Annotated in this window: 19 protein-coding genes; 12 read left to right on the forward strand and 7 right to left on the reverse strand. The window is 43.5% G+C overall.

Translation table 11 applies throughout. The features are described from left to right. Positions 1-393: 393 nt before the first annotated feature. Positions 394-4,761 carry a S8 family peptidase gene (locus tag KOL94_RS02380; RefSeq protein WP_221563727.1) on the forward strand — a complete coding sequence of 1,456 codons (4,368 nt, stop codon included), beginning with the start codon at positions 394-396 and terminating at the stop codon, positions 4,759-4,761. A 97-nt stretch (positions 4,762-4,858) separates the two neighbouring features. Here KOL94_RS02380 and KOL94_RS02385 read toward each other — a convergent pair whose 3' ends face one another. Both KOL94_RS02385 and KOL94_RS02390 read right to left on the reverse strand, forming a co-directional pair. Next, positions 4,859-6,244 carry an ammonium transporter gene (locus tag KOL94_RS02385; RefSeq protein ID WP_483298055.1) on the reverse strand — a complete coding sequence of 462 codons (1,386 nt, stop codon included), beginning with the start codon at positions 6,242-6,244 and terminating at the stop codon, positions 4,859-4,861. 21 nt (positions 6,245-6,265) lie between these two features. Continuing rightward, the gene (locus KOL94_RS02390; RefSeq protein WP_221563729.1) at positions 6,266-6,607 is read right to left on the reverse strand and encodes a P-II family nitrogen regulator; all 342 of its coding nucleotides are present in this window, start codon (positions 6,605-6,607) and stop codon (positions 6,266-6,268) included. A 281-nt stretch (positions 6,608-6,888) separates the two neighbouring features. On the opposite strand from KOL94_RS02390, the gene KOL94_RS02395 reads away from it, so the two are divergent. Together KOL94_RS02395 and KOL94_RS02400 are read left to right on the forward strand one after the other, a co-directional pair. Beyond that, positions 6,889-7,164: a hypothetical protein gene (locus KOL94_RS02395; RefSeq protein ID WP_221563731.1), complete on the forward strand. Its 276-nt coding sequence runs from the start codon at positions 6,889-6,891 to the stop codon at positions 7,162-7,164. A gap of 17 nt (positions 7,165-7,181) precedes the next feature. Then, entirely contained in the window at positions 7,182-7,463 is a 282-nt protein-coding gene (locus KOL94_RS02400) for a hypothetical protein (RefSeq protein WP_221563733.1), read from the forward strand. Positions 7,464-7,797: 334 nt separating this feature from the next. Here KOL94_RS02400 and KOL94_RS02405 read toward each other — a convergent pair whose 3' ends face one another. Next, the gene (locus KOL94_RS02405) at positions 7,798-9,537 is read right to left on the reverse strand and encodes an alpha-glycosidase (protein ID WP_221563735.1); all 1,740 of its coding nucleotides are present in this window, start codon (positions 9,535-9,537) and stop codon (positions 7,798-7,800) included. A 162-nt stretch (positions 9,538-9,699) separates the two neighbouring features. Between KOL94_RS02405 and KOL94_RS02410 the strand changes: the two genes are divergently transcribed. From KOL94_RS02410 to KOL94_RS02440, 7 genes are all read left to right on the forward strand, one after another. Then, positions 9,700-10,971, forward strand: coding sequence for an extracellular solute-binding protein (locus KOL94_RS02410; protein WP_221563737.1), 1,272 nt, complete (start codon positions 9,700-9,702; stop codon positions 10,969-10,971). Positions 10,972-11,178: 207 nt separating this feature from the next. Continuing rightward, positions 11,179-12,465 (forward strand): sugar ABC transporter permease, encoded by a 1,287-nt coding sequence (locus KOL94_RS02415; protein WP_221563739.1) that lies wholly within the window; start codon positions 11,179-11,181, stop codon positions 12,463-12,465. Then, on the forward strand, positions 12,466-13,308 hold the full coding sequence (locus KOL94_RS02420; protein WP_221563741.1) for a sugar ABC transporter permease: 843 nt from the start codon (positions 12,466-12,468) through the stop codon (positions 13,306-13,308). Positions 13,309-13,399: 91 nt separating this feature from the next. Beyond that, positions 13,400-14,428: a LacI family DNA-binding transcriptional regulator gene (locus KOL94_RS02425; RefSeq protein ID WP_221563743.1), complete on the forward strand. Its 1,029-nt coding sequence runs from the start codon at positions 13,400-13,402 to the stop codon at positions 14,426-14,428. Positions 14,429-14,788: 360 nt separating this feature from the next. Next, the gene (locus KOL94_RS02430) at positions 14,789-15,739 is read left to right on the forward strand and encodes a heme-dependent oxidative N-demethylase family protein (protein WP_221563745.1); all 951 of its coding nucleotides are present in this window, start codon (positions 14,789-14,791) and stop codon (positions 15,737-15,739) included. A gap of 8 nt (positions 15,740-15,747) precedes the next feature. After that, positions 15,748-16,161 carry a hypothetical protein gene (locus tag KOL94_RS02435; RefSeq protein ID WP_221563747.1) on the forward strand — a complete coding sequence of 138 codons (414 nt, stop codon included), beginning with the start codon at positions 15,748-15,750 and terminating at the stop codon, positions 16,159-16,161. A gap of 28 nt (positions 16,162-16,189) precedes the next feature. Continuing rightward, entirely contained in the window at positions 16,190-17,131 is a 942-nt protein-coding gene (locus tag KOL94_RS02440) for a PDR/VanB family oxidoreductase (RefSeq protein WP_221563749.1), read from the forward strand. A 21-nt stretch (positions 17,132-17,152) separates the two neighbouring features. On the opposite strand, the gene ligD (KOL94_RS02445) is transcribed toward KOL94_RS02440, so the two are convergent. The 4 genes from ligD (KOL94_RS02445) to KOL94_RS02460 all read right to left on the reverse strand — a co-directional run bounded on the left by ligD (KOL94_RS02445) (position 17,153) and on the right by KOL94_RS02460 (position 21,010). Continuing rightward, positions 17,153-18,076 (reverse strand): non-homologous end-joining DNA ligase, encoded by a 924-nt coding sequence (gene ligD / locus KOL94_RS02445; protein WP_221563751.1) that lies wholly within the window; start codon positions 18,074-18,076, stop codon positions 17,153-17,155. Continuing rightward, the gene (gene ligD / locus KOL94_RS02450; RefSeq protein ID WP_221563753.1) at positions 18,043-19,005 is read right to left on the reverse strand and encodes a non-homologous end-joining DNA ligase; all 963 of its coding nucleotides are present in this window, start codon (positions 19,003-19,005) and stop codon (positions 18,043-18,045) included. The genes ligD (KOL94_RS02445) and ligD (KOL94_RS02450) overlap by 34 nt, the downstream gene beginning before the upstream one ends. After that, positions 19,002-19,817: a non-homologous end joining protein Ku gene (gene ku / locus KOL94_RS02455; protein WP_221563755.1), complete on the reverse strand. Its 816-nt coding sequence runs from the start codon at positions 19,815-19,817 to the stop codon at positions 19,002-19,004. The genes ligD (KOL94_RS02450) and ku overlap by 4 nt, the downstream gene beginning before the upstream one ends. Before the next feature lie 305 nt (positions 19,818-20,122). Next, a complete protein-coding gene (locus tag KOL94_RS02460) occupies positions 20,123-21,010 on the reverse strand; it encodes an SDR family oxidoreductase (protein ID WP_221563757.1) in 888 nt (295 codons plus the stop codon). A gap of 203 nt (positions 21,011-21,213) precedes the next feature. On the opposite strand from KOL94_RS02460, the gene KOL94_RS02465 reads away from it, so the two are divergent. Together KOL94_RS02465 and KOL94_RS02470 are read left to right on the forward strand one after the other, a co-directional pair. Continuing rightward, a complete protein-coding gene (locus tag KOL94_RS02465) occupies positions 21,214-22,401 on the forward strand; it encodes a histidine kinase N-terminal domain-containing protein (protein ID WP_221563759.1) in 1,188 nt (395 codons plus the stop codon). Further along, complete coding sequence (locus tag KOL94_RS02470) at positions 22,364-23,632, forward strand: carboxylate--amine ligase (RefSeq protein ID WP_221563761.1); 1,269 nt, start codon at positions 22,364-22,366, stop codon at positions 23,630-23,632. Before KOL94_RS02465 ends, KOL94_RS02470 begins: the two co-directional genes overlap by 38 nt. Positions 23,633-23,706 lie beyond the last annotated feature (74 nt).

Here is a 23,706-nt window from a genome sequence, read left to right on the forward strand (position 1 = left end):
TCAGTATAGAGTAACAATATTCCACAACAATCCCTCCTTTATTTCGACATTCCCTCATACTATGGTCTTAGCAAAATTTAGGGATGAACATCTATAATCCTATATACCTAGTGATTACTGATAAAGTACTAGGACCATCCAAACCATTGGTATTAATGAATCAATCCCAATTTCAACAGAATTCCAGAGGAGTTGAAAGTCCCAAACGAAATTTATCGACTAAACATTACCAATTCTTCAATTTTAGAAAATTCTGTTATTTATATTAATATATGCAAAAAATTGCTTTATTATGGATTCAACAACAAAGGATACAGTCATCTTGCATTCGACAGGAAAGGGGGCCAAGTTTTTTACGTTTCGGACAAGCTTATAACTTTTAGGAGGGGAAAGATGGTAAATTATCGGAGGTTTTTGTTGAATCGACGGGCATTTGCACTCGTCACAGCGATTCTACTACTAGTTTCAACATTTCTAGCTCCAGCGGTCAACGCACGGACGATGGTGACACAAGAAACAAATCCGATCGCCACATCGTTCAAAGATGAAGCCCTAACCAATAAAGTAAGTAAATCACTACAAAACCAGTTCAAGGATGAAGATCAGGTTACGTTCTTGATCAAATTCAATGAACAGGTGGATACACAGAAAGTTTCGAAGAATGCGATCGAAAAAGCGGAGAAGCAGAAGCTGACGCCTTACAAGAAGGAACTCGCGCAACGCTCTGCAGTCGTATCGGCTCTTCGCTCCACGGCAATCGAAACACAAGGGAACGTAAAACAATTTTTGGAGAAACAAAAAGCAAGTAAGGCAGTGAAAGACTATCAATCTTTCTTTATTGTCAATGCAATGGCTGTAACAGCGAACAAAGAAGTCATGGAGCAATTGGCTGCGTTTCCTGAAGTAGCGAAAGTGCTGCCGAATGAAGTACGCCAGCTCCAACCGATGCCTGAAACGACAAAAGCATCCACTCAACCGAAAGCGGATGTGAAAAATGAAACGAATTCCATCGAGTGGAACATCGAACGTGTCGGTGCTCCAGCTGTTTGGGATATGGGCATCGATGGCTCCGGTACTGTTGTCGCGAACATCGATACCGGTGTCCAATGGGATCACCCAGGCCTTGTCGAGCAATATCGGGGGTATGACGCAGCGAATCCAGACGCTCCGAGTCATGAGATGAACTGGTTCGATGCGACGGCTGGTCAAGACACACCATACGATGATCAAGGTCATGGTACACATACAATGGGTACGATGGTCGGTGCTGAACCGGATGGTTCAAACCAAGTCGGTGTTGCACCTGGTGCGAAGTGGATTGCGGTCAAAGCATTCACGGCTGCAGGTGGAACCGATGTTGACCTCCTGGAAGCAGGGGAGTGGATCATCGCTCCGACGGATGCCGATGGGAACCTTCATCCTGAAATGGCGCCGGATGTTGTCAACAACTCGTGGGGTGGCGGACCTGGTTTAGATGAATGGTATCGTCCGATGGTTCAAAACTGGCGTGCAGCCGATATTTTCCCAGAGTTTTCAGCAGGGAACACGACAATCTTCAACCCTGGTGGACCTGGATCTATCGCAACTCCAGCGAATTATCCTGAATCCTTTGCGACTGGTGCAACGGATATCAATGACAACTTGGCAAGTTTCTCATTAGAGGGGCCATCCCCTTATGATGAAATCAAACCGGATGTCAGCGCACCAGGTGTCAATATCCGTTCTACGGTTCCAGGAAGCGCTTATGAAGGTGGATGGAATGGAACATCGATGGCTGGACCACACGTATCAGCTGTCGTCGCACTGCTTCGTCAAGTCGACTCTTCCTTGACTGTCGATGAAATCGAGGAGATTTTACTTAGCACAGCAGAACCGATGACCAATGGAGAATACCCTGAATCTCCAAATAACGGCTTCGGATACGGTTTGGTCAATGCCTTTGATGCTGTATCTTCAGTAATAAGCGGACTTGGCGTCGTTAAAGGTAATGTAACGAAAGAAGGGGACGATGCAGAAGCTCCTTCATTTGAACATGACGCTCCGGCTGAAACCTATGCTGGCTTGAATTTACCGTTGACGATCACTGCTTCTGATAATGTCAGCGTCACAAATGTTCGTGTCGAATACGAAATTTCCCACAATAACTGGGAATCTGTAGATGCTGTACGTACAGATGGTGATTATCACTCTGGGACATACGAAGCAGTCATTCCTGGAGATGCAATTGAAGAACCAGTCCTGTATTACCGTTTGGTGATCGAAGACTTCGGTGATAACGATATCGTATCAGATGAATATGAAGTTTCAGTTTTACCAGGGATCACGACTGGTTATGAAACAGATTTCGAATCTCAGCCAACCGGTTGGATTTCTTGGGGAGACAACAACTCCTGGGAGTGGGGCGCACCGACTTCAGGACCAGGTGAAGCAGCCTCAGGTGAAAATGTCTATGCGACCAACCTTGAAGATCAATATGACAACAATGCAAACATGACACTGATGATGCCTCCAATCGACCTTGGTGAAGGGGAAGCATATCTTCAGTTCAATAACTGGTATAACCTTGAAAATAACTATGATTACGGTCATGTAGTTATCTCAACTGACCAAGAAACTTGGGAGCAACTTGATGTATTCAACAACGTAAGTGATGGATGGGTAGAAGAGGAAATCGATCTTTCTGAGTATGCTGGTCAGCGTATCTATGTCGGTTTTAATGTCGATACAGACGGAAGTGTTTTGCGTGATGGTTGGTACATTGATGATGTGCGTTTAAGCGATTCTTCCAACGATACATCCGCAAAAGCTTCTTTACATGGCAAAAATGCGAAACCAGATAAGGATGCTAAACCTGCAAAAGAAAAGGTAGCTAAAAAGGAAAAAGTGAACCCGGCTGAATTGATGCCGACGAAACGAATCGATATTGAGAAAAAGAAAGATAAAGGTAATGATCAAGGACCCTCAGCATTGCCGCTTGAAGCAGAAGTAAGCATCCTTGAATCCGGCCGCTCTACCACTACTAGCCCCGTGGATGGAAGCTACTCGATCACGCATGCTGCTGGCGACTTTACGGTCATGGCAGAAGCATATGGATACCACCCACAAGAACAATCAGTTTCAATTGAAGATGATGGTGAAACCGTAGCTGACTTCACATTGGAAGAGATGGCGCAAGGTACAGTTTCAGGTACGGTAACAAACGAGCAAACAGGTGATCCAATCGAGGGAGCAACTGTATTGCTTGTCGAAGACGCAGCTGTCACACCTGTTGAAACCGATGCGGACGGAAACTACTCGCTGACTGCTTATGAAGGCGACTATACGTTGAAAGTCAGCGCATCAGGCTACTATGGTGAAGAGTTCACTGTAACAGTCGAAGGTGATGAAGTAACTGATCAAGATGCGCAATTGAAACCGTTCATCGGCTATCCAGGCGAAATCGGATACGATGATGGCACTGCTGAAAATGCACGTGCATTCTATGATGCAGGGAACGGATGGGGTGTAAGGATGTCTCTTCCGGAAGGAAAAGAAGAGGCTCTTGTCACTGGCGGTATGTTCCGTTTCTGGACGACCGACTGGCCGAACCCAGGCGGAACTGATTTCAAAGTTGAAATTTGGGACGCAAATGATGAAGGAGCACCTGGTAAGAAGTTAGCTGGACCGATTGATGCGACTGCCCTCCGTAATGGAGAGTGGACACATGTCGATCTCGCAGACCAAGGTGTCACGGTTGAAGGCGACTTCTTCATGGTATACGTCCAATCAGATCCGAACCCGAATGCACCAGGTTTAGGAACAGATGAAAACGGACCGAATGCAGAACGAAGCTGGCAATTTGTCGGTGGCGCATGGTCTCAGTCCCCTGCAGCGGAAGGGAACTACATGATCCGTGCAACAGTCGATTATGAGGTGACTGCACCGGTCATCACATCTCCAGCAGACGGCACGCATACAAATGATGAGAATGTAACTGTAGAAGGTCAATCTGCACCGGGTGTGAATGTCCACCTTGAAAACAATGGCGAAGAGGTTGCTGTCGTAGCAACGAATGAAGACGGATCTTTCTCTGCAGACATCACACTTATTGATGGTGAGAATGTCCTGGTTGCGACTGCTTCCAACGAACGCGGCATGACAGATCCTTCCGAGCTGGTGACGGTCACGTTGGATCAAACGAAACCGGAATTGACAATTGAAAGTCCGGACGACGGATTAAAGACGAACCGTATGGCAGTAAATGTGACGGGTACCGTCGATGACGCCCATCTGGATTGGGTCAAGGTAAACGGTCAAAAAGCAACGGTCAATGAGGATGGCACATATTCTCACCGTATGCTTCTTGACGAAGGGGAAAATGTCATCAAGGTCGTTGCGAAGGACCTTGCAGGCAACCGCAAAAATCAAACGGTGACAGTGGATGCGAAGTTTGGTCCGATCGAAGTGACGAATGTCAAACCAGATATGGATAAGAACCTTGAAGCTGGACAATCCGTGATGATCGAGTTTGACAGTGAGCCAGGACTCGAAGCGCGTTTCCGTATCCATATGCCATTGACCAACACGGGCATGGGTATGGTGCAAAATGCGAATGAGCTTCCAATGATGGAAATGTCTCCTGGCCACTATGTTGGCTATTACACCGCAACTTCCAACGTTGTCGCTGATGGAGCGGTCGTTGAAGTAGTCGCACGTGACGACTATGGAAACGAAACAGAAGAAATTGCAGAAGGTAAGCTCTACATCAATGTAGAGGAATAAAACAACGCTGTTGACGCCGGATTAACTGCGGAGACGGAACAAAAGGAAAGAGGCTGCCGATTCGTTGGCAGCCTCTTTCTTTTTTATGGAAAATCAATTAGTTAGAGTTATAGTTATGAGATTGATGATCATCTGTTCCAAGTTGGTTGAGGCGGTTGACCAAACCGTACCCGAAGCTTGGTTGGTTGTTCGCCGGTCCAAACGATTCACCCTTCATATCGTATGCAGTTGAACCATGTTCACTGAAATCAAGCCCCTGGATTTCTTCTTCACGTGTAACCCGGATGGAAGAACGGAGAGTGATGACTTTCAAGCTCAAGAAAGTGAGACCGAATGTCCAGGCGATGACAGCAAGGACTCCGACGCTTTGGACCGCCAAGAGTGACGTTCCGCCTCCGTACAATAAACCGCCGTTAGTGGCGAACAATCCGACAGCGATCGTTCCCCAAATACCACAGAATCCATGGACCGCAATCGCGCCGACTGGATCGTCAAGTTTTAATTTTTGGTCGATGAATGGAACAGCCTCAATGAGGATGATGCCTGCAATGAACCCGATCGCGACAGCTCCGAACAAGGAGACATCCGCTGTACCTGCCGTAATCCCGACAAGACCTCCCAGTGCTCCGTTCAAAGTCAGAGTTGCGTCCATTTGCTTGAATTTTAAATAAGAATAAATCGCGCTGGAGACAATCCCAGCAGATGCTGATAACAATGTCGTCGTAATGATCATCGGAACGAGGGATGGATCCGCCGCCAAACTGCTTCCGGCATTGAATCCGAACCATCCGAACCATAAAATGAAAACCCCTAAAGCCCCGAGTGGAATGTTGTGACCTGGGATGACATTCACCGTTTTTTGATCATATTTACCGATTCTGCCCCCGAGTAGTAGGACAGCAGCTAAAGCGCCGGTTGCTCCGGTAAGGTGAACGACAGTGGATCCTGCGAAATCGATGAAGCCTAATTCTGAAAGGAAACCGCCGCCCCAGACCCAGTGTCCGACAACAGGGTAAATGAACATCACCATGCAAACCGTGAGCATCAGGTAAGAGCTTAATTTCATCCGTTCAGCGACCGCTCCAGAGATGATCGTTGCGCAAGTAGCCGCAAACACCGCCTGGAAGACGAAGAATCCGATGTCGTTCTCAGCATTTTGCAGGAAAAAATATGAACTCCCTACAAGTCCGCTTAACGAGTCGCCGAACATAATTCCGTAACCGATCGCGAAATAAAGCAATGCTCCGAGGGCCATAGTCAGGAAGTTTTTCATAAGGATGTTCAGTGCGTTTTTTGCCCGGGTAAATCCGGTTTCGACCATCGCAAACCCCGCATGCATGAAAAAGACGAGAAGCGTAGCGATAGCGACCCACATCATATCCACTGACTGGACGACTGATGAGATTGATGGACCCTCTGCACCATATGCGATTGTCGGTAAGCTGCTAAGTGCAAAAACCAATGGAATAATTTTTTTCTTCAAGTTTGTTCAATCCTTTCAAAATTATATGATTGCCTGTGTGCCATTTTCTCCGGTACGAATACGATAGACATCTTCAATAGAAGAAACAAAAATTTTCCCGTCGCCTACAGATCCTGTTGAGCAAGAATCAATGATGACTTTGATTGTTCGTTCTTCAAGTGATTCACGAATGACCATTTCCACCTTTACTTTCGGCTCAAGCTGGAGTTCGAAAGGGTTTCCTCTGAACACGCCTTTCTTTTTCCGTTGCTTTCCACAGCCAGCCGCTTCATACACCGTCAAGCCGTCAATTCCGATTTCTAAAAGTTTTGCTCTGAGCTGCTGGAACTGTTCTGGCCTGATGATTGCTTCAACTTTTTTCATTTGCCTCTCCTTTCATGTCAGGAAACCTAACATTAATTTTGGATTTATATTTAATAATAATATAAATTTTCAGAAAATCAAGTGTTATTTTCAGTTAATGTCAGAAAACCTAACATGAAGAGATCGAAAAATGAGGCTGGGTTGTAGGCCCAGCCTCTTCAAAAGGGGGAAAGTGTGGTTTTGTAGATAATTTCTTCTCTAAAGGAAAATTTACCCTTTTCGAAGGGTTGGAAGCCTCAAAGAGAATTTATAGTTGTAAAATCTTATAAAGGAGTGTTGTTATGTACAAAAAAGAACTACAAATACCTCATAATCTACTTGAATTGATTGCATTTAAACGAAGATCCCTTTTTGACCACCCCAAAGTTCCTTTGATTGAAAAGTCCTACAATAAACTAAAGAAAGGATTTATGGATGAAAAGAAAATCGAGTATCAACTACACTATCTGAATCCCGAAAAATACTTCATTTTCCACGCGATTCTGTATTTAACCAACAGATACGTAAGAAACCAGATGGCAGTGAAGATGTATTCCGCGTTCCAACCTATCAAGTAGAGAGGCAACAAAATCAATTGACCAAATGGCTAGTTAAAAATAATTTGCCGATTGCTCCACTAGAATATTTGATTGGAGTGGGGGATTCGAATACAATTCTCAAAACCTCTCTGAAGAACCACAATATCTCTAAATGGATCGTCCATCACTGGGCAACTGCTCGTGAAATCGAAAACTTCGAGAAGGTTTACACTAAAGAAATTGTGTCCCAAAAAGAGTTGAAGAAAATAACAAGAAAAATACTAAAGTACCATCAGCCGCTCAAAAGCGATATGCTTGAGCGTTATCACTGTAGATGAAATCACGAAAGGGGTTAAGTGTGTGAAATGTCTGAGGTTTCCTATGGAGTGGCGTAGTGCCGGGTGAATTTGTTCCCATTGCAACTTTGAATCTAAGAATACCCATCTAGCTGCTGTGGCTGACTACTCATTATTAATCGATTCGCCTTTTTCAAATAGGCAAATTAGCGACTTTTTATACCTCCCAACAAGGTCGACAAACTACCTCCTCAACAAAATGGGCATGGAAAAAGAGGGGCGAAAATACATTCTGGCCCCTCATGATATATTCCGCTATGCAGATAAAGGTGACTTGACCGCGACCAGTAACCAATAATCGCCTCCCAACCCTTCATCAAACCACTTTCAAAATCTTAAACCCGTAAGCCTCGACCTCAACCTGTCCTCCCGTAAATGTGCGATCTTCGTTCCATAAGTCCCGATAATTTCCTTGAGGAAGACCGATAACACTTCTTTCCGCAGAATTATTGATCACGACAAGAATTCTTTCATCACTCGTACTTCTCTCATAAACAACGACATTGTCAACCGAACCGGTATCGATAAACCGTATGTGTCCTTTACCCTGCAGCGATTCTTCTTTTTTTCGCAATCCAATCAATCGCGACACAAATGAACGTAATTCCATATCATGTTTGGATTCATCCCATTCCATGCATTTACGGCAGCCTGGATCCTTGCCACCGTCGAGACCGATTTCGTCCCCATAATAGATGCAAGGAGAACCAGTGAATGTCAATTGGAATAGGAACAACAGCTTTACTTTCCGTACATTATCTTCACAAATTGTGAGGATCCTAGGGGTGTCATGGCTTCCGAGTAAATTGAAGGCCGCGTCATTGACATTTTTAGGGTAGGCGACCATCCACTTCGTAATCTGTTCGATAAACGAATCCGCCTCAATAGTTCCTTTAGCAAAGAATTCAAGCGCCGCATTCGTAAACGGATAGTTCATCACCGCATCGAATTGATCTCCTTGAAGCCAGGGCATTGCGTCGTGCCAGATTTCTCCAAGGACATAAACATCTCGCTTCACTTCTTTCACGACTCGTCGGAAATCACGCCAAAACGCATGATCAACCTCGTTCGCCACATCCAGGCGCCAGCCGTCAATATCAAACTCTTCAACCCAGTACCGTCCGACATTCAACAAATATTCTCGAACTTTCGGATGTTCCGTATTCAATTTTGGCATGGAGGAAACAAATGCGAACGTATCATAGGATGGTGCCGGATCTTCAACAATCGGGAATTCTCGAATGTGGAACCAGTTTCGATACGTTGAATTCTCCTGATACTTCAGAACGTTTTGAAAAGGTTTGAAAAAATAGCCGCTATGGTTGAACACCGCATCGAGCATCACTTTGATTCCACGCTTATGACATTCATCAACCAACTTCCTGAAGGTTTCTTTATCCCCGAATTGAGGATCGATTTCCATGTAATCGATCGTGTCGTATTTGTGGTTGGAATGCGCTTTGAAAATCGGCGTGAAATAGACGCCGCTGATTCCTAAGCCCACTAAATAATCAAGGTGCTCAATAACACCCTGGAAGTCTCCGCCGAAAAAATTATCGACAGCTGGCTCTGCGCTGCCCCATGCCAATGTGCCCGGTGGATCGATGGAAGGATCCCCATTCGCAAACCGCTCAGGAAAAATTTGGTACCAGACTGTATGGCTGACCCAATCTGGTGCATTAAAAACATCGGCTTCATTCAAGAAAGGAAATGCGAAATAAAAATCCGTATCCCTGGGATCCTCTGCAACGAACCCTTTCTCCCCATAAACCAAGCGTTCAGCACCGTCATCCAATTCAAATCCATAGCGTAATCGTTTGAACTCAGGCTCAACTTCGCAGATCCAGTAGTCGAAAAGGTCATCAGAGCCTTCAAGTTTCATTGAGGTACTAGCATTTTTCCAGCCTATATCATCCCATACATAAGGATCGCCATGGATCAACTCGACATTCTTTAAATCATTTTTTGCGGATTGCAGCCGAATATGGATTTTCCTATTCGTATAAGCGTAAGCAAAGTTATTTTTAGGGCGATGGTAGATTGCTGTTTTTTCCATACATTTGCACCTCGGTTTTGAGAGTTTAATAGTAATTCCATCATAAATTAAGAAAAAAAGTTATGCAAACGGTTGCAGAAAATTCTTGGCATATGTATAATACAGATAAATCAGTGCAAACGTTTTCACACAAATTTGATTTATTTTGGGGGAGGTCTACTAATGTTAAAGAAGTTTTTGAACGTATCTCTGACAGCTGGTTTAGCCGTATCAATGCTTGCAGCCTGTGGTCCACAAGATTCAGATGAGGAGACAGGCGGAGAGAAAGACAAGGGCAGTGAGAAACCTGAAAAGCTAGTTGTTTGGGAAGACAAAGAAAAAGGGATCGCACTTGAGCCAGCGATCAAAAGTTTTGAAGAAAAATATGGCATCAAAGTAGAATTCAAAGAGTTGGGCATGGCAGATGAAATCCGTGAACAGCTTCCGTTAGATGCTCCTGCTGGAACAGGTCCAGACGTGTTGACGTTGCCTCATGACCAGATTGGAGCAATGGCGACTCAAGGGTTGTTAGCGCCACTAGAAGTCGAACAGGATGTCATTGATACATTTACTGAATCATCCATTCAAGCTCAATCTTTTGAAGGTGAGTTATATGGTTTGCCTAAAGCGACAGAAACGCCAGTATTCATTTATAACAAAGAGCACATGGATACAGTACCTGAATCCTTTGATGAGCTTTATGAGTTCTCAAAAAATTTCACCGAAGGTAAAAACTATGGCTTCTTAGCTTTATGGGACAATTTCTATTTCGCAAACTCAATCATGGCTGCGAACGGCGGTTATGTTTTCAAACAAACGGATGAAGGCCTAGACGCGGATGACCTTGGTTTGAATAATGAAGGAGCAGTAAAAGGGGCTGAATACATCCAAAAGTGGTATGACGAAGGCTTATTCCCTAAAGGAATCGTCGGGGAAAGCGGAGGTTCAGCTATGGACGGCCTCTTCAACGAAGGGAAAGTCGCTTCAGTCATGAACGGACCATGGGCATTCCAGGGGATGCAAGATGCTGGAATCGAAATCGGTGTCGCACCACTTCCGAAGCTTCCGAACGGTGAGTATCCTCAAACATTCATCGGAGTTAAAGGATGGCACGTATCAGCTTATTCTGAAAACAAGGAATGGGCTACGAAACTAGTTGAGTGGGTCACGAATGAAGAAAACGCAAAAATCCGTTATGAAAAGACACAAGAGATTCCACCTGTAAAATCATTGATCGAGGATCCTGTCATCGCTGACAACGAAGGTGCTTCAGCAGTTGCAGTTCAATCTCAACGCGGTGTTCCAATGCCTAACATTCCTGAGATGGGGCAAGTTTGGGAGCCGATGGCAAATGCACTTCAATTGATTGTCACAGGAAAGCAAGATCCGCAGTCTGCACTTGAAGATGCCACTAAGAACATTAAACAACAAATTGAAGCTTCAGGCGCTAAATAATCGAACAATAAACGAAAAATAAGGGACTGTCCCAAAAGTGTCTGAGTCACTCCGCACTAAACAACATTTTGAGAATAATCGTGATTTTGATCTAAAATGTTGTGTTGGAGCTGTCGGACACTTTTCTTTTAGGGCAGTCCTTTCTATTACTCTTTCAGGCGGAAATGTACTTTAGCCTGAAATGATAAGAAAGGACAGGGGGCAAATATGATAGATACGAACCAAAACAGTACCGCCCATCGGAAAAAAGCATTATTGTTGTCCCTGATCCCAGGGCTAGGACAACTATACAATCGCCAATATCTCAAAGCGCTCGCATTCATCGTTTTGACGTTTTCATTCATCATCGCATTCAAAGATTTGCTGAACATGGGGCTATGGGGAATCGTCACACTAGGGGAAGAACTGCCGCGTGATCATTCCATTTTCCTGCTTGTAGAAGGGATCATCGCGATCCTTGTCCTGGTGATCGGACTTTGTGTATACGCACTTAATCTCTATGACGCCCATTTGAATGGGAAAAAGCGCGATTTAGGTATTGCGCTGAATTCGATTCGTGAGCAGTACCGTAACGTCATCGACACCGGATTTCCGTATCTCATGTTGTCGCCAGGCTTTTTCTTACTTATATTCGTGGTGATTTTTCCAATCCTTTTCGTCATACTGCTCGCTTTTACAAACTACGATCTGTATCATTCACCGCCAGCTAGGTTAGTAGATTGGGTTGGGTTCCAGAACTTCATCGATATTTTCAAGTTGGATATCTGGCGTAGAACATTTATCAGTGTATTCTCCTGGACAGTCATCTGGACATTCGTTGCCACTACCATACAAATTGCAATCGGAATCTTCCTGGCTGTTTTGCTGAACCAAAAAGATTTGAAGTTCAAAAAGCTATTCAGAACCATCTTGATTTTACCATGGGCGATTCCAGCTTTCGTATCGATCCTTGTTTTTGCTGGAATGTTCAATGTCACATTCGGGGCCATCAATAACGACATCCTTGCTTTATTCGGCATCGATCCGATTCCTTGGCAGACGGACCCATTCTGGGCGAAAATCGCTTTGATCATGATCCAGTCCTGGCTGGGATTCCCATTCATTTTTGCGATGGTAACGGGGGTTCTCCAGTCGATTCCGGAAGAATTGTACGAAGCTGCAACTGTTGATGGCGCTTCGATCCTGCAAAAATTCCGTACGATAACATTGCCATTGATCCTTTATGCGATTGCACCAATCTTGATTACGCAATATACGTTCAACTTCAATAACTTTAATGTCATCTTCCTTTTCAACGGGGGAGGTCCTCCGATGGCCGGGCAGACGGCTGGGTCGACCGACATTCTGATTTCATGGATTTACAGTCTGACATTAGAGTCAAAGCAATATGCGAAGGCGGCTGCTATTACGATGATCCTATCCTTGATCGTCATCTCAGTTGCATTATGGCAGTTTAGAAGAACGAAATCTTTTAAAGAGGAGGATATGATGTAAATGAGCATGAAAAAACAAAAGCTTATTCGTCTCACAATGTCATATATAGCAATCTTCATTACTATTGCCATTGTCATCTATCCAGTCCTATGGATTGTAGGTTCTTCGTTCAATCCGGGAAACAGTTTGTCAGGGTCGACGATTATCCCGAAAAATGCGTCATTAAAACATTACCAAGAGTTGTTCGATCTTAGTTCAAGCAATTATCTGTACTGGTATTGGAACACGTTGAAAATCTGTATCGTTACGATGGTTCTTTCTGTGACGATGATTGCTTTGATGGGGTATTCTTTTTCGAGATATCGATTCATTGGGCGGAAGAATGGTTTGATGACGTTCTTGATCCTGCAGATGATCCCCAACTTCGCAGCATTGATCGCGATTTATGTGCTGGCAGTACAAACAAAGCTTATCGATACACACCTGGCTTTGATTCTGCTTTATACTGGTGGATTGCTGCCGATGAATACATGGCTTGCTAAGGGTTACTTCGATACGATTCCGAAAGAGCTTGATGAATCAGCACGTATAGATGGTGCAGGACATTTCCGGATCTTCTGGCAGATCATCCTGCCGCTTGCCAAACCGATCCTTGCAGTCATAGCATTGTTCAGTTTCATTACACCTTTCGCTGACTTCATCCTTGCAAAGGTGATCTTGCGTAGTGAAGAAAAATATACACTGGCAGTCGGGCTATACAATCTGGTAGCAAAGCAATTCGGTGGTGAGTTCACAGAATTTGCAGCCGGGGCGGTGTTGATTGCAATCCCGATTTCATTATTGTTCTTGTCGCTACAGCGTTACCTCATTTCAGGTTTGACTGCAGGCGGAACGAAAGGTTAAAAGAATTTTACGAAAAAAGATTAAAGAATGAGCAACTTAGCTTATAATGGTACTATAGAACCAGTTAGCAAACGGATGGGGGGAAGCAGACTTGGCTGTAACAATTAAAGATGTAGCAAAACTTGCGAATGTTGCTCCCTCGACAGTATCCCGTGTCGTAGCGAACAACCCGAGGATCAGCGAAGAGACGAAGAGGAAAGTCCGCGAAGCGATGGACTACTTAGGTTATCACCCGAACTTCACTGCTCGCAGTCTTGCGAACCGAAGTTCACGAGCAATCGGTCTTGTGATGCCGAGTTCCGCAGAGAAGGCGTTCCAAAACCCTTTCTTCCCAGAGGTGTTGCGTGGGATCAGTACGAAGGCACATGAAAAAGAATACACATTGCTCATGTCAACCGGGACGACAGAAGAGGAAATCTATCGTGCGGTCGTCGGTATGGTCCAAGGAAGAAGAGTAGATGGAATCGTCCTTTTATACTCTCGTGTGGATGATCGTATCATGAACTACTTGTACGAACAGGAATTTCCGTTCACTGTTATTGGGAAACCCTATAAAAACGATAATCTTATCAATCATGTCGATAATGATAACTATCGGGCAGCCAAAGAACTGACCGAGCATCATATAGAGAAGGGACACGAACGGATCGGATTTGTCGGGGGGAGTCTCAATCTGGTCGTAACGACTGACCGGTTGCTAGGCTATGAAAAAGCGTTACAAAACGCTAAGATACCTTATCGGGAAGATTACGTCATCAATGCTGATTTTGCGGTAGAGGATGGTCAGAAGGCAGTTTCCGAATTGATGTCACTTAAGGAACCACCTACTGCACTAGTGGTGACGGATGATCTTATGGCACTTGGCGTTTTGAGGATGCTTGACGATATGGGAATGACCGTTCCGGAGGATGTCTCTGTATCCAGCTTCAATAACGCAATGATCGCGGAGCTCTCTACACCCGCTTTGACATCAGTTGACATCAATATATATGAATTAGGTTATCAAGCGGTGGACGCACTGCTCCAATCCCTTGTAAAACCAGATGCACCAGCTAAAAAGGTGAAAATTAAACATGAAATCATCATAAGACAGTCAAGCTGTGGTGTAAGGAATAAATAAATCAATACAGTTTTTGTTGAAAGAGTTCACCAAAGTGAGCTCTTTTTTTACATTTAAAGAAAGTATAAAATACTCTCTTCAGTATAAGCGCAACCATGGCTCAGCCTGCGCCAAGGCTTGGCTTTGCCAAGTTTTCTTTATGTATTTTTAAGGTGGTTGTCGACATATTTCAGGGTTGATTGTGCGCATTTCAAGGGTATTTTGAGCAAAATCATGGTTAGCTTGAGCAAAATCATGGGCAGCTGCAAATTCGAATTTACTTCTTTGGGCAGACCTTATTTTTAATGGAGGAATGCTCAGTTTATTATGGAATGTGTAGTGTAGATAGAAGGATGTCAGTAGGCACAGGGAGGTTACACAATGTCACATATAAAAGATTTCCCATTTCCGTTCACCAAGGACCAATATGCATACTCGAATAATTCTGTACTGTTGGATCCGGCGAAAACCGTAACCATCACGGATGTTTATAAAAACGAAATAGAGCTGAAAAGGAAGTTGTTGCGGGAAAATCACGAGCGATGCTTTTGCTCACTCCCGATTTCAATAGAATCTCAATGGGAGGCGATGGTGCTGATTTTCAGTGAGCTTGCCTCTTATTCGCCTGATCATTTCACTTTTAAAAAAAAAGGGAATGACTGCTTGTTCCAAAACCATCTCCTGGAGGAAGAAGAATCATTCGTATTCCGGAACTCGTCATCGATCGACTTCGAACCGCTTGACGTGGCAGGAAGACATGTCCAAGAAGACTTGATCATCATGGGCGATCGACATGATGGACTCTTTTTGGAAGCAGGTCAATTATGTTTTCCATCGAATTGGTCACTCGCATTTGTCCAGGGAATGGAGTTCAAATCAATTCACACGCCAGTACCTGGAATCCAAAAGGACAGTTTCATCAATAAGGTTGAACGGTTCATTTCGAAGATCCGTCCCGGGGCCGCCTGGGAAAGGAAGAATTGGTCGATCACGGTCACCAACAAGCTTGATACACCTTTAGAGACTTATTCAGAGTGGGGAAAGCGCCGGAAGGAAGTCACAGCTGAGAATGTAGGCGAGGTGATTCACCTGCGGGTGGAAGTTCAAAGACTGCTCAGGCTGCCTATGAATCATGATGTACTTTTCACGATCCATACGTACCTATTACCCCTCGAAGAATTGATCCAAAATGGTGATTGGCTCAAAATCTTTTATCGCAACATTAAAACGCTTCCTGAAGATATTGCGGAATACAAAGGCATTTTAAATTATCGTGAAGAATTGCTCTGTTTTCTGGAAGAACAATTAGGAAAAGAGCGGATCGATCAATGAACCACATTTTGATTTTAACCCAAAAACAATACATCCACGAGGCAGAAATCAAACAACAGGAATACCAGGTCTGGCACAACAACACTGAACTAAAAGTGCTGAACCGGTTAGACGCTTCCGAGGAAATCAGATCGATATTGGAAAATCGATCACTCGGTACACTATTAATCATTATAATGGACGACGGAAAAGCAGGCTTGGTCCGTCAGGCTGCTTTTTCAGAAGGATACTCTCAATCGGATGTATTGATTGAACCTATAAATCAAAAAAGATACAGGGTTTTCTGTTCCCAGTGTCATGGAATCAACATGGTGAACCATCTTGAAAGTTCCTTTGAATGTAAAAAGTGTGGTCAGTTCCTTGAACCGTCAGATCACTATTCAACGTATCACCGTTCTTATCTCGGTTATCCAATACTGTGAAACAAAAACAGCCAGAAGGATGGAAAAGATGAAGCAAACTATGCCATTAACTGTAGAAAAAATTGAAAAGGAAACAGATACTATTACCACGTTCACTCTTACATCGGAAGATTTCGTGCTGCCCCAATTCGGAGCAGGTTCGCATATAACAGTCCACTTGCCAATGGGAAGACGGCAATACTCGCTTGTAAACAATCCACTAGAGATGAATAACGAATATAGGATTGCTGTAAAAAAAATCAGTGCTCAACACGGAGGCTCCGGCTTTATGCATGAATGTGTCAGAGAGGGGGACACATTGACCATTTCCACCCCGGATAACTTCTTACCACTCAAGACAGAAGCAAAGCACCATGTTTTCTTTGCTGGCGGAATAGGTATCACCCCGTTCATGTCCATGATGGCGTATCTTAAGGAAATTGGGCACAGCTTTGAGCTTCACTATGCTGCACGGAGTGAAAAGGAATGCGCATTCTATCACCATATCCAACATCATTATCAAGATGCAGTGTCCTGTTTCTTCATGGATAGAGAAGAGAAAACAAAAAGACTGCAACAGGCAATGCAAAACAGAACAATGGGAACGCATATGTACATATGCGGACCGCAACCTTTCATGAACATGCTGGTCGATTATGCTCATGAGCTTGGCTACCCGAATAAAGTCATTCATGAGGAGCGGTTCCAACCTGCCTCCGTGATTGAAAACCCGCAGCCTTTTTCCGTGACCGTCACCAAGTCGGAAAAGACCTTCCAAGTAAAGAGCGATCAAACCTTATTGGATGCTCTAAATGAACAAAGAATCGACGTCCCTTTTAATTGTCGGATGGGTGTTTGTGGTACGTGTGAAGTGGGAGTGGAGGCAGGGGAAATCCTCCATTGTGAATCGTTTCTGACTGAAGAAGAAAAGGAAGATAAAATGCTTACCTGTGTTTCGCGGGGAGTCGACCACATTAAACTCGACCTCTGAGAAAGAAGGTTCAACCTATATTCATCCGTTTTTCTGTTTCAAAAGCCCCGTCAAAATCCGTTCGAATGGTTGTTTTTTCCGTGCAGCATCCATTTTCGTAAACGGGCATTCCTGATTTTCGAGCCGTTCGAGAACAGCGTCCATTGTAAATTGAAGAGGCGTCAATTGTTGATCGACTTCATTCCATTCAAGAGGGGTCGCTACCAGACCTTCATCATTTCCTCTTAATGAGTAGGGGGCAATAATCGTCTTTCCTTCCGCGTGCTGTAGAAAATCAATATAACACCTCGAGCCACGTTTATTTTTCAGGCGTTCGATCGTAAATGAATCCGGAGATTGATCAACCAGATATTCAGCGACGAATTGGGTGAATATTCTCGTATCCTCGTATGTAAACTGGTTTTCTTGCAGCGGAATGTATATTTGCAAACCTTTGTTTCCTGACGTTTTCACAAATGAATGCAGTTCAAGGCGATCAAGGATGGTTTTGATTTGCAAGGCAGCTTCGATTGCCAAAGAAAAATGATCCCTTGAAGGCGGATCAAGGTCGAATACGATTTCTGAGGGGCAGACGGAAGTCACTTTATTGAATGGTATGTGGAATTCAAGTGCAAGCTGATTTCCCAACCAGATCAGCGTTGAAAGGTCATTGCACAATATATACCGGATATCGTCCTGTTGGAACGTCTCTACAAATGACGGTGCGTAATCGGGACAATTCTTTTGATAGAAAAAATCATCGAACATGCCATGAGGATAGCGTTTGACAGTCAGACAGCGATTCTTCAGAAATGGAAGCATCACGCTTTTTACTTCAATCAAATACTGTAGATATGTTTGTTTGTTGATCGCCATTTTTGGATAAAGGATCTTATCGAGGCTGGTGACTTGAATCGTGTTCCCTTCGATGTTCAATTGTCCATCTGATTTTGAAGAGCTTGCCATGTGCAATCCTCCCAGTGGATGTCGAGTCTGAATTGTATGAATCGAGGCTGTCGCAATTGATTTTCGTGTATCTCAAGGAATGCCAGCTCCACACAAATACGAGGTGCTATTTCAATAAAGGATCCTGTTTTTTTGATTTGGTTGTTTTTGACGATCTGGATCAGCGCTTCTCTTTCTTTTCCTTCTAACCCATGTGAGAATACGCCGCATGATATCAATTCAGAACCGTCAAGGACAGCAACGTGGGCATAACCGTTTTTCTCGTCAAATCCGCTGATGATGAAAAATCCGTGAAATAATCGTTTAACCTTCAACCATTCTTTCGTACGTTTGCCCGGAAGCCATAGACTTTTTAGCCGTTTTGCAACGACACCCTCTCCATGATGTTTTTGCACGTCCTCAAATAGAACGTCGCCAGCCAGTGTATGCGGTAGCCATTGGATTCTGCTCGCATTCTCTTTCGATACTTTTGGAAAGTCATGCGACTCCATCCATTGTTGAAGAAGTTCTTTCCTTTGTTTGTAGGAAGAATCCATAAGAGATTTCCCACTTTGGATCAGTAAATCGAATACTAATAGAGTGGCAGGGAGTTGGAATTGTTGCTGTTGGATTTTCAGCTCATTTTTCAGTCTTCCTCGCTTTTGGATAGATGAGAAAGAAGCTTTGAAATCAGATTCCAATATACAGAGCTCTCCGTCAAGTAGCATAGGGAGTTCATCATTGGAGGTCTCCCGGATTCTCTCCGCTTCTGATAGGATTTCAGGAAAATTCTCTTTCAAAGATTTCAAATTCCTGCTGTAAAAATCGATATGCGTGTGATCGATATAGAGAAGGCTTCGAAAGCCGTCATATTTGATTTCATAAAACCAATCCTCTCCTTCAGGAAGTCTGGAGGAGAGGGTTGGCAGCATAGGTCTGTGACGCATCATTCACTGCTCGCTTTTTTCTTGCGGGTCGTTTTCTTTTTCTTCTTCGGTTTTGTATCATCAATACTTGCTTGCAGGGCATCCATCAGATCAACGACATTCGCTTTCGGTCTTTCTTTCGAAACTTTGATTTGCTCACCTTTGATTTTACTTTCAATGGCACCCATCAATTCTTCACGATAATCATCATGGTATTTTTCTGGATCGAATTCGGCTGTCAATTGATCGATCAATTGGATAGCCATGTCTAATTCTTTTTGGTTCAAATCAACGTTTTCTGGAATTTCAGGTACTAAATCGATGCTGCGGACTTCATCTGGATAGTGGATCGTTTCAAGCACCAAGCCTTTATCATAGACCCGTACGACAGCTAAGTGCTGTTTGGAGCGGATCATCACTTTGGCTATGGCAATCTTACCGGAGTCTTCCATTGCTTTTTTAAGCAGGCTATAAGGCTTTGAGCCATTTTCCCCCGGTCCGATGAAGTAAGAGCGGTCGAAATAAATCGGATCAACTTCTGAGAGATGTACGAAGTCTACGATTTCAATCGATTTTGTCTGTTCTTTCGTTAAAGCTTCCAACTCTTCTTTTTCAAGCTCTACGAATTTGTTCGGTTCATATTCATAGGCTTTGATGATTTCATTCTGTTCGAGTGATTTTTCACAAACTGGACACGTTTTATCATACTTGATTGGATTATGGCACTCTTTATGGAGCTGCCTCATCTTTATATCCTTATTTTCTGTAGCAGCAAATAGTTTGATTGGGATGGTGACAAGTCCGAAGCTGATGGAACCTTTCCACATTGTGTGCATATTGAGAAATTCCTTTCATCCTTTTATACATAATGTGGACGAAGAGTGCCATATCCATAAATTCCATTTTTTGACAATATCCTTTTGGTAAAGATTGTTGTTTGTGGATCCGTGGGAAATATACTCGCTTTCCGGGGGGCGAACCGCAAGCCTCTTAAAGACTCGTTCCACGCTGTGGGGTCTCGCCTGGCTCGCTGATCCCGCTGGAATCTCGTATCGTTCAACCACTTATAGGATCAATAGCAACAAACTTTTAGAAAACAGCCTTTAACGATAAAATTATTTCCGGAGTGTCGCAATTTGGATTAACCGTTCAGTACAACGCCTCCGTTGACATGGATCATTTGTCCAGAAATATAGGAAGAGTCGTCACTTGCGAGGAAGACGAAGCTAGGTGCGACTTCATCTGGTTGTCCCGGTCTTCCCATCGGCGTGTTTTTCCCGAACTCACCGACATGTTCAGCGTCAAAAGTCGAAGGAATCAACGGTGTCCAAATCGGGCCTGGTGCAACCCCATTGACACGTATACCTTTGGACACAAGGGATTCTGATAAAGAACGGGTGAATGCGACGATTGCTCCCTTGGTAGCAGAATAATCAATCAAATGATCATTCCCTTTATACGCAACTACAGATGCTGTATTGATGATGGAGCTACCTTCTTTCAAATGGGGGAGAGCCGCCTTCACCATGTAAAAGCATGAAAAGATGTTCGTTCTGAATGTACGTTCAAGTTGTTCCTGGGAGATTTCTTCAATGCCATTCCTAGGATGTTGTTCAGCTGCATTATTGACCAATACATCCAAAGCTCCGAATTCAGAGATCACTTGGGAGACGACATGCTGGCAGAAAGATTCATCACCAATGTCTCCAGGGATCAGAAGACATTTTTGTCCTTCTTCTTCTACTTCCTTCTTCGTATCATTGGCATCTTCATGTTCATTCAGGTAAACGATCACTACATCCGCGCCTTCTTTTGCAAATAAAATCGCTGTGGATTTTCCGATTCCGCTGTCTCCGCCTGTAATAATCGCTGTCTTTCCTTTGAGTTTACCACTCCCTTTATAATACGTATCTTCCGTTTGTGGAGTAGGGACCATTTCTTTCTCTGTACCAGGCTGTTTGTTTTGATGCTGTGGTGGCTGTCCTGTCGGTTTTTCTTGGTGAGGTGAATGATAGATAACGTTATACATGATACTAAACTCCCTTCATTGATCGAATTCCTAATAAAGCCTTTTTCTACTATTACCTCATTAAAAAAAAGTTAATCGTGTTTAACCGATTGGCTATGAAAAATCGTCATTTGGAATCATATTCCTTTAGGGCTTTACGTTAGTAGAGAAGGAAAAGTCTGTTATAATGGCAGTAATAGTGTAATTGAGGGAGATTAGAAAAAATGAAATTGAAGCATGAGCTGAATGAGAATGAAAAACAAGAAATAATAGAATTATTCCATTCGTATCATGAAACGATTCTGTCTGAATGGCTGAAGGCAGCCTCGATTTCTGAGGACGACCCATTCCGCTATGAAATCACGATTAATGGTGGGCATACGATCCGTTTGGTGGTGGCGTATATTGAGGATCCGGAGACTCCACTCGTTCAACAATTGACGAAAAAGATTGCAAACGAACGGGTGAAAGCTAAAGTCGGTATTGGAGAATTCATATCGAATATTAATCTCGGACGTTCGATCATTTATCGCGTTCTCAAAATGACCGATGTATCAAAGGAAGCACAATTGAAATATCTCTTAGTAGTGAATGACTTCTTCGACTTATATATGTATCATTCCTTAACGGAGTATACGAGGGTGAAAGATTCGATCATCCAAAATAAAAGCCGCTTCATACAAGAAATGCACAGCGACCGTCTATCGATTTTAGGCCAGGTTGCTGCAAGCTTTGCCCATGAATTCCGTAATCCTTTGACGTCAATAAAGGGTTTCATCCAAATGATCGAAAATCAATCTAAAAACCCTGAGACTTCAACCTATTTCGATATCATCAATCACGAAATGGTAAGCTTGCAGGAGAAAATCACCCAATTTCTCTATCTTTCTAAAATGAAGGGACTTGATGATCAATCGGATCTGTTTTCTATGGATCGTGTCGTAAAAGGAATGCTCGAATTCCTCTACCCTCGATTCCTCGACGAGAATATCAATGTGTATCACGATCTTTTGCATGACGTCAAGGCCTATGGAGTAGAGGGTCAGATCAAACAGGTCCTCCTCAATATTCTTAATAATGCAGTTGAGGAATTGTCGGAAGTGGATGGGGACAGAAATATACATGTAAGGTTAAGTGAGGAAGATGAAAATATCCATCTTACAATCTCCAATAATGGGTCTATGATTCCCGAACATTTATTAGAAGATATATTCGAGCCGTTCATATCCACGAAGCAACTTGGGACAGGATTAGGATTATCTGTTTGTAAACAAATTGTAGAGAAGCATAAAGGAACGATCAATGTCATTTCGACAGAAACGGAGACCTCGTTTTTCCTTAGCTTCCCAAAGGCATTTAAGAAAGGAGCTGCGTATGACGATCAACAAGAAAATACATTACAACGCAATTGAATTGAAACAAGCAATCGAATCGGATGAAATGATTCAACAAAAACGTCCTGTTTTGATCTGTAATGCTCATATAACGGGTTTGGCTGTTGCGAGAGGTTTAGGCCGTGAGGGTATTCCGGTGATAGCTCTTGATCGGGAAAACCAGGGTCTTGCTTTCGCGTCGAAATATGTAACCTTACGTGGGGTTTGTCCGAACCCGGTTATTGCGGAAAAAGCGTTCATCCAGTACTTGCTGGATATTGGACCCGCATTCAATGAAAAGTGTATATTGATTCCCTCTATGGATGAATGGGCCTTATCATTAGCGAAGTATGCTGAAGAGTTAGCGGAGTATTACATATGGCCATTTTCTGACTATGCTACCATCGAACAAATTCTCGATAAATCCCAACTGTATGAACGTGCGGCAGAATTGGATGTTCCGGTACCAGGCTATGAATTCATCACTGATGCGAATCATAGTAAAATACCGGATCGTCTTTCTTTTCCGATGGTCTTGAAACCGATCAATAAACGAGCGTTTTATGATGAATTTCAAGAAGGGTTGTTTGTCATAGAAAACCAAAGTGAATATCATGCGAGAACGCAATCCGCCAAAGAAGCAGGTCTTGACTTGATTGCACAGGAGTTTGTCGATGTCGGAAGGAACGGATATGTGACGGTTGTAGTATATATGGATGGGGATCAGACAGTCAGAGGGGCTCTGGCTGGACAAAGGTTGGAAATCTATCCACCCAAAGCTGGTACGACATGTCTCGTTGAATCGATCGAAGCCCCTGAATTGACTGATCGTGCGGTGGCGGTCTTAAAGGCATTTTCGTATGAAGGAATTGCCGAATGTGAGTTTATTTATGATCAGAACGATGGTGAATTCAAGCTTTTGGATATCAATACGAGACCTTGGAAATGGATCGGCTTACCGATTAATGCTGGAATCAATTTACCGTATCTCCTTTATTCATATGTGAATGGACATCCGCAGTCCAATATTGAAGCAGAGATCGGGAAGAAATGGGTCTATCTTAAAGACTATCTGAAATTGAAAGAGGACAATCAGGGGCTGTTTGAAGGAGATGTCCTGACAAAAGAAGAGTGGATGGACATCATTCTTAAACGCTTTGACGAAAGTAAGTTGATCACTACTGCAGTAGAATCACTTGATGATCCGGAACCGACCTATCAACAATTACAAAATTCTTTTGCTAAACGGTCATATTACTGCCCGTGTTAAACAGAAAACCAGAATAACCTCAGTTCATAAGACCAATTTGAAGCCAGTCAAGCAGCTGGCTTTTTTTCTTTGGA

Origin of the sequence: Alkalihalobacillus sp. TS-13 (assembly GCF_019720915.1) — a bacterium.
Classification (GTDB): Bacteria; Bacillota; Bacilli; order Bacillales; family Fictibacillaceae; genus Pseudalkalibacillus.

What these genes read in the sequence shown, in the direction of transcription:
- KOL94_RS02380 (WP_221563727.1), top strand. Translation starts at nt 394, where the DNA reads ATGGTAAATTATCGGAGGTTTTTGTTGAATCGACGGGCATTTGCACTC.
- KOL94_RS02465 (WP_221563759.1), top strand. Translation starts at nt 21,214, where the DNA reads ATGAAATTGAAGCATGAGCTGAATGAGAATGAAAAACAAGAAATAATA.
- KOL94_RS02420 (WP_221563741.1), top strand. Translation starts at nt 12,466, where the DNA reads ATGAGCATGAAAAAACAAAAGCTTATTCGTCTCACAATGTCATATATA.
- ligD (WP_221563751.1), bottom strand. Translation starts at nt 18,076, where the DNA reads ATGGCAAGCTCTTCAAAATCAGATGGACAATTGAACATCGAAGGGAAC.
- ku (WP_221563755.1), bottom strand. Translation starts at nt 19,817, where the DNA reads ATGCACACAATGTGGAAAGGTTCCATCAGCTTCGGACTTGTCACCATC.
- KOL94_RS02470 (WP_221563761.1), top strand. Translation starts at nt 22,364, where the DNA reads ATGACGATCAACAAGAAAATACATTACAACGCAATTGAATTGAAACAA.
- KOL94_RS02390 (WP_221563729.1), bottom strand. Translation starts at nt 6,607, where the DNA reads ATGAAAAAAGTTGAAGCAATCATCAGGCCAGAACAGTTCCAGCAGCTC.
- KOL94_RS02395 (WP_221563731.1), top strand. Translation starts at nt 6,889, where the DNA reads ATGTACAAAAAAGAACTACAAATACCTCATAATCTACTTGAATTGATT.
- KOL94_RS02415 (WP_221563739.1), top strand. Translation starts at nt 11,179, where the DNA reads ATGATAGATACGAACCAAAACAGTACCGCCCATCGGAAAAAAGCATTA.
- KOL94_RS02430 (WP_221563745.1), top strand. Translation starts at nt 14,789, where the DNA reads ATGTCACATATAAAAGATTTCCCATTTCCGTTCACCAAGGACCAATAT.
- KOL94_RS02410 (WP_221563737.1), top strand. Translation starts at nt 9,700, where the DNA reads ATGTTAAAGAAGTTTTTGAACGTATCTCTGACAGCTGGTTTAGCCGTA.
- KOL94_RS02440 (WP_221563749.1), top strand. Translation starts at nt 16,190, where the DNA reads ATGAAGCAAACTATGCCATTAACTGTAGAAAAAATTGAAAAGGAAACA.
- ligD (WP_221563753.1), bottom strand. Translation starts at nt 19,005, where the DNA reads ATGATGCGTCACAGACCTATGCTGCCAACCCTCTCCTCCAGACTTCCT.
- KOL94_RS02405 (WP_221563735.1), bottom strand. Translation starts at nt 9,537, where the DNA reads ATGGAAAAAACAGCAATCTACCATCGCCCTAAAAATAACTTTGCTTAC.
- KOL94_RS02460 (WP_221563757.1), bottom strand. Translation starts at nt 21,010, where the DNA reads ATGTATAACGTTATCTATCATTCACCTCACCAAGAAAAACCGACAGGA.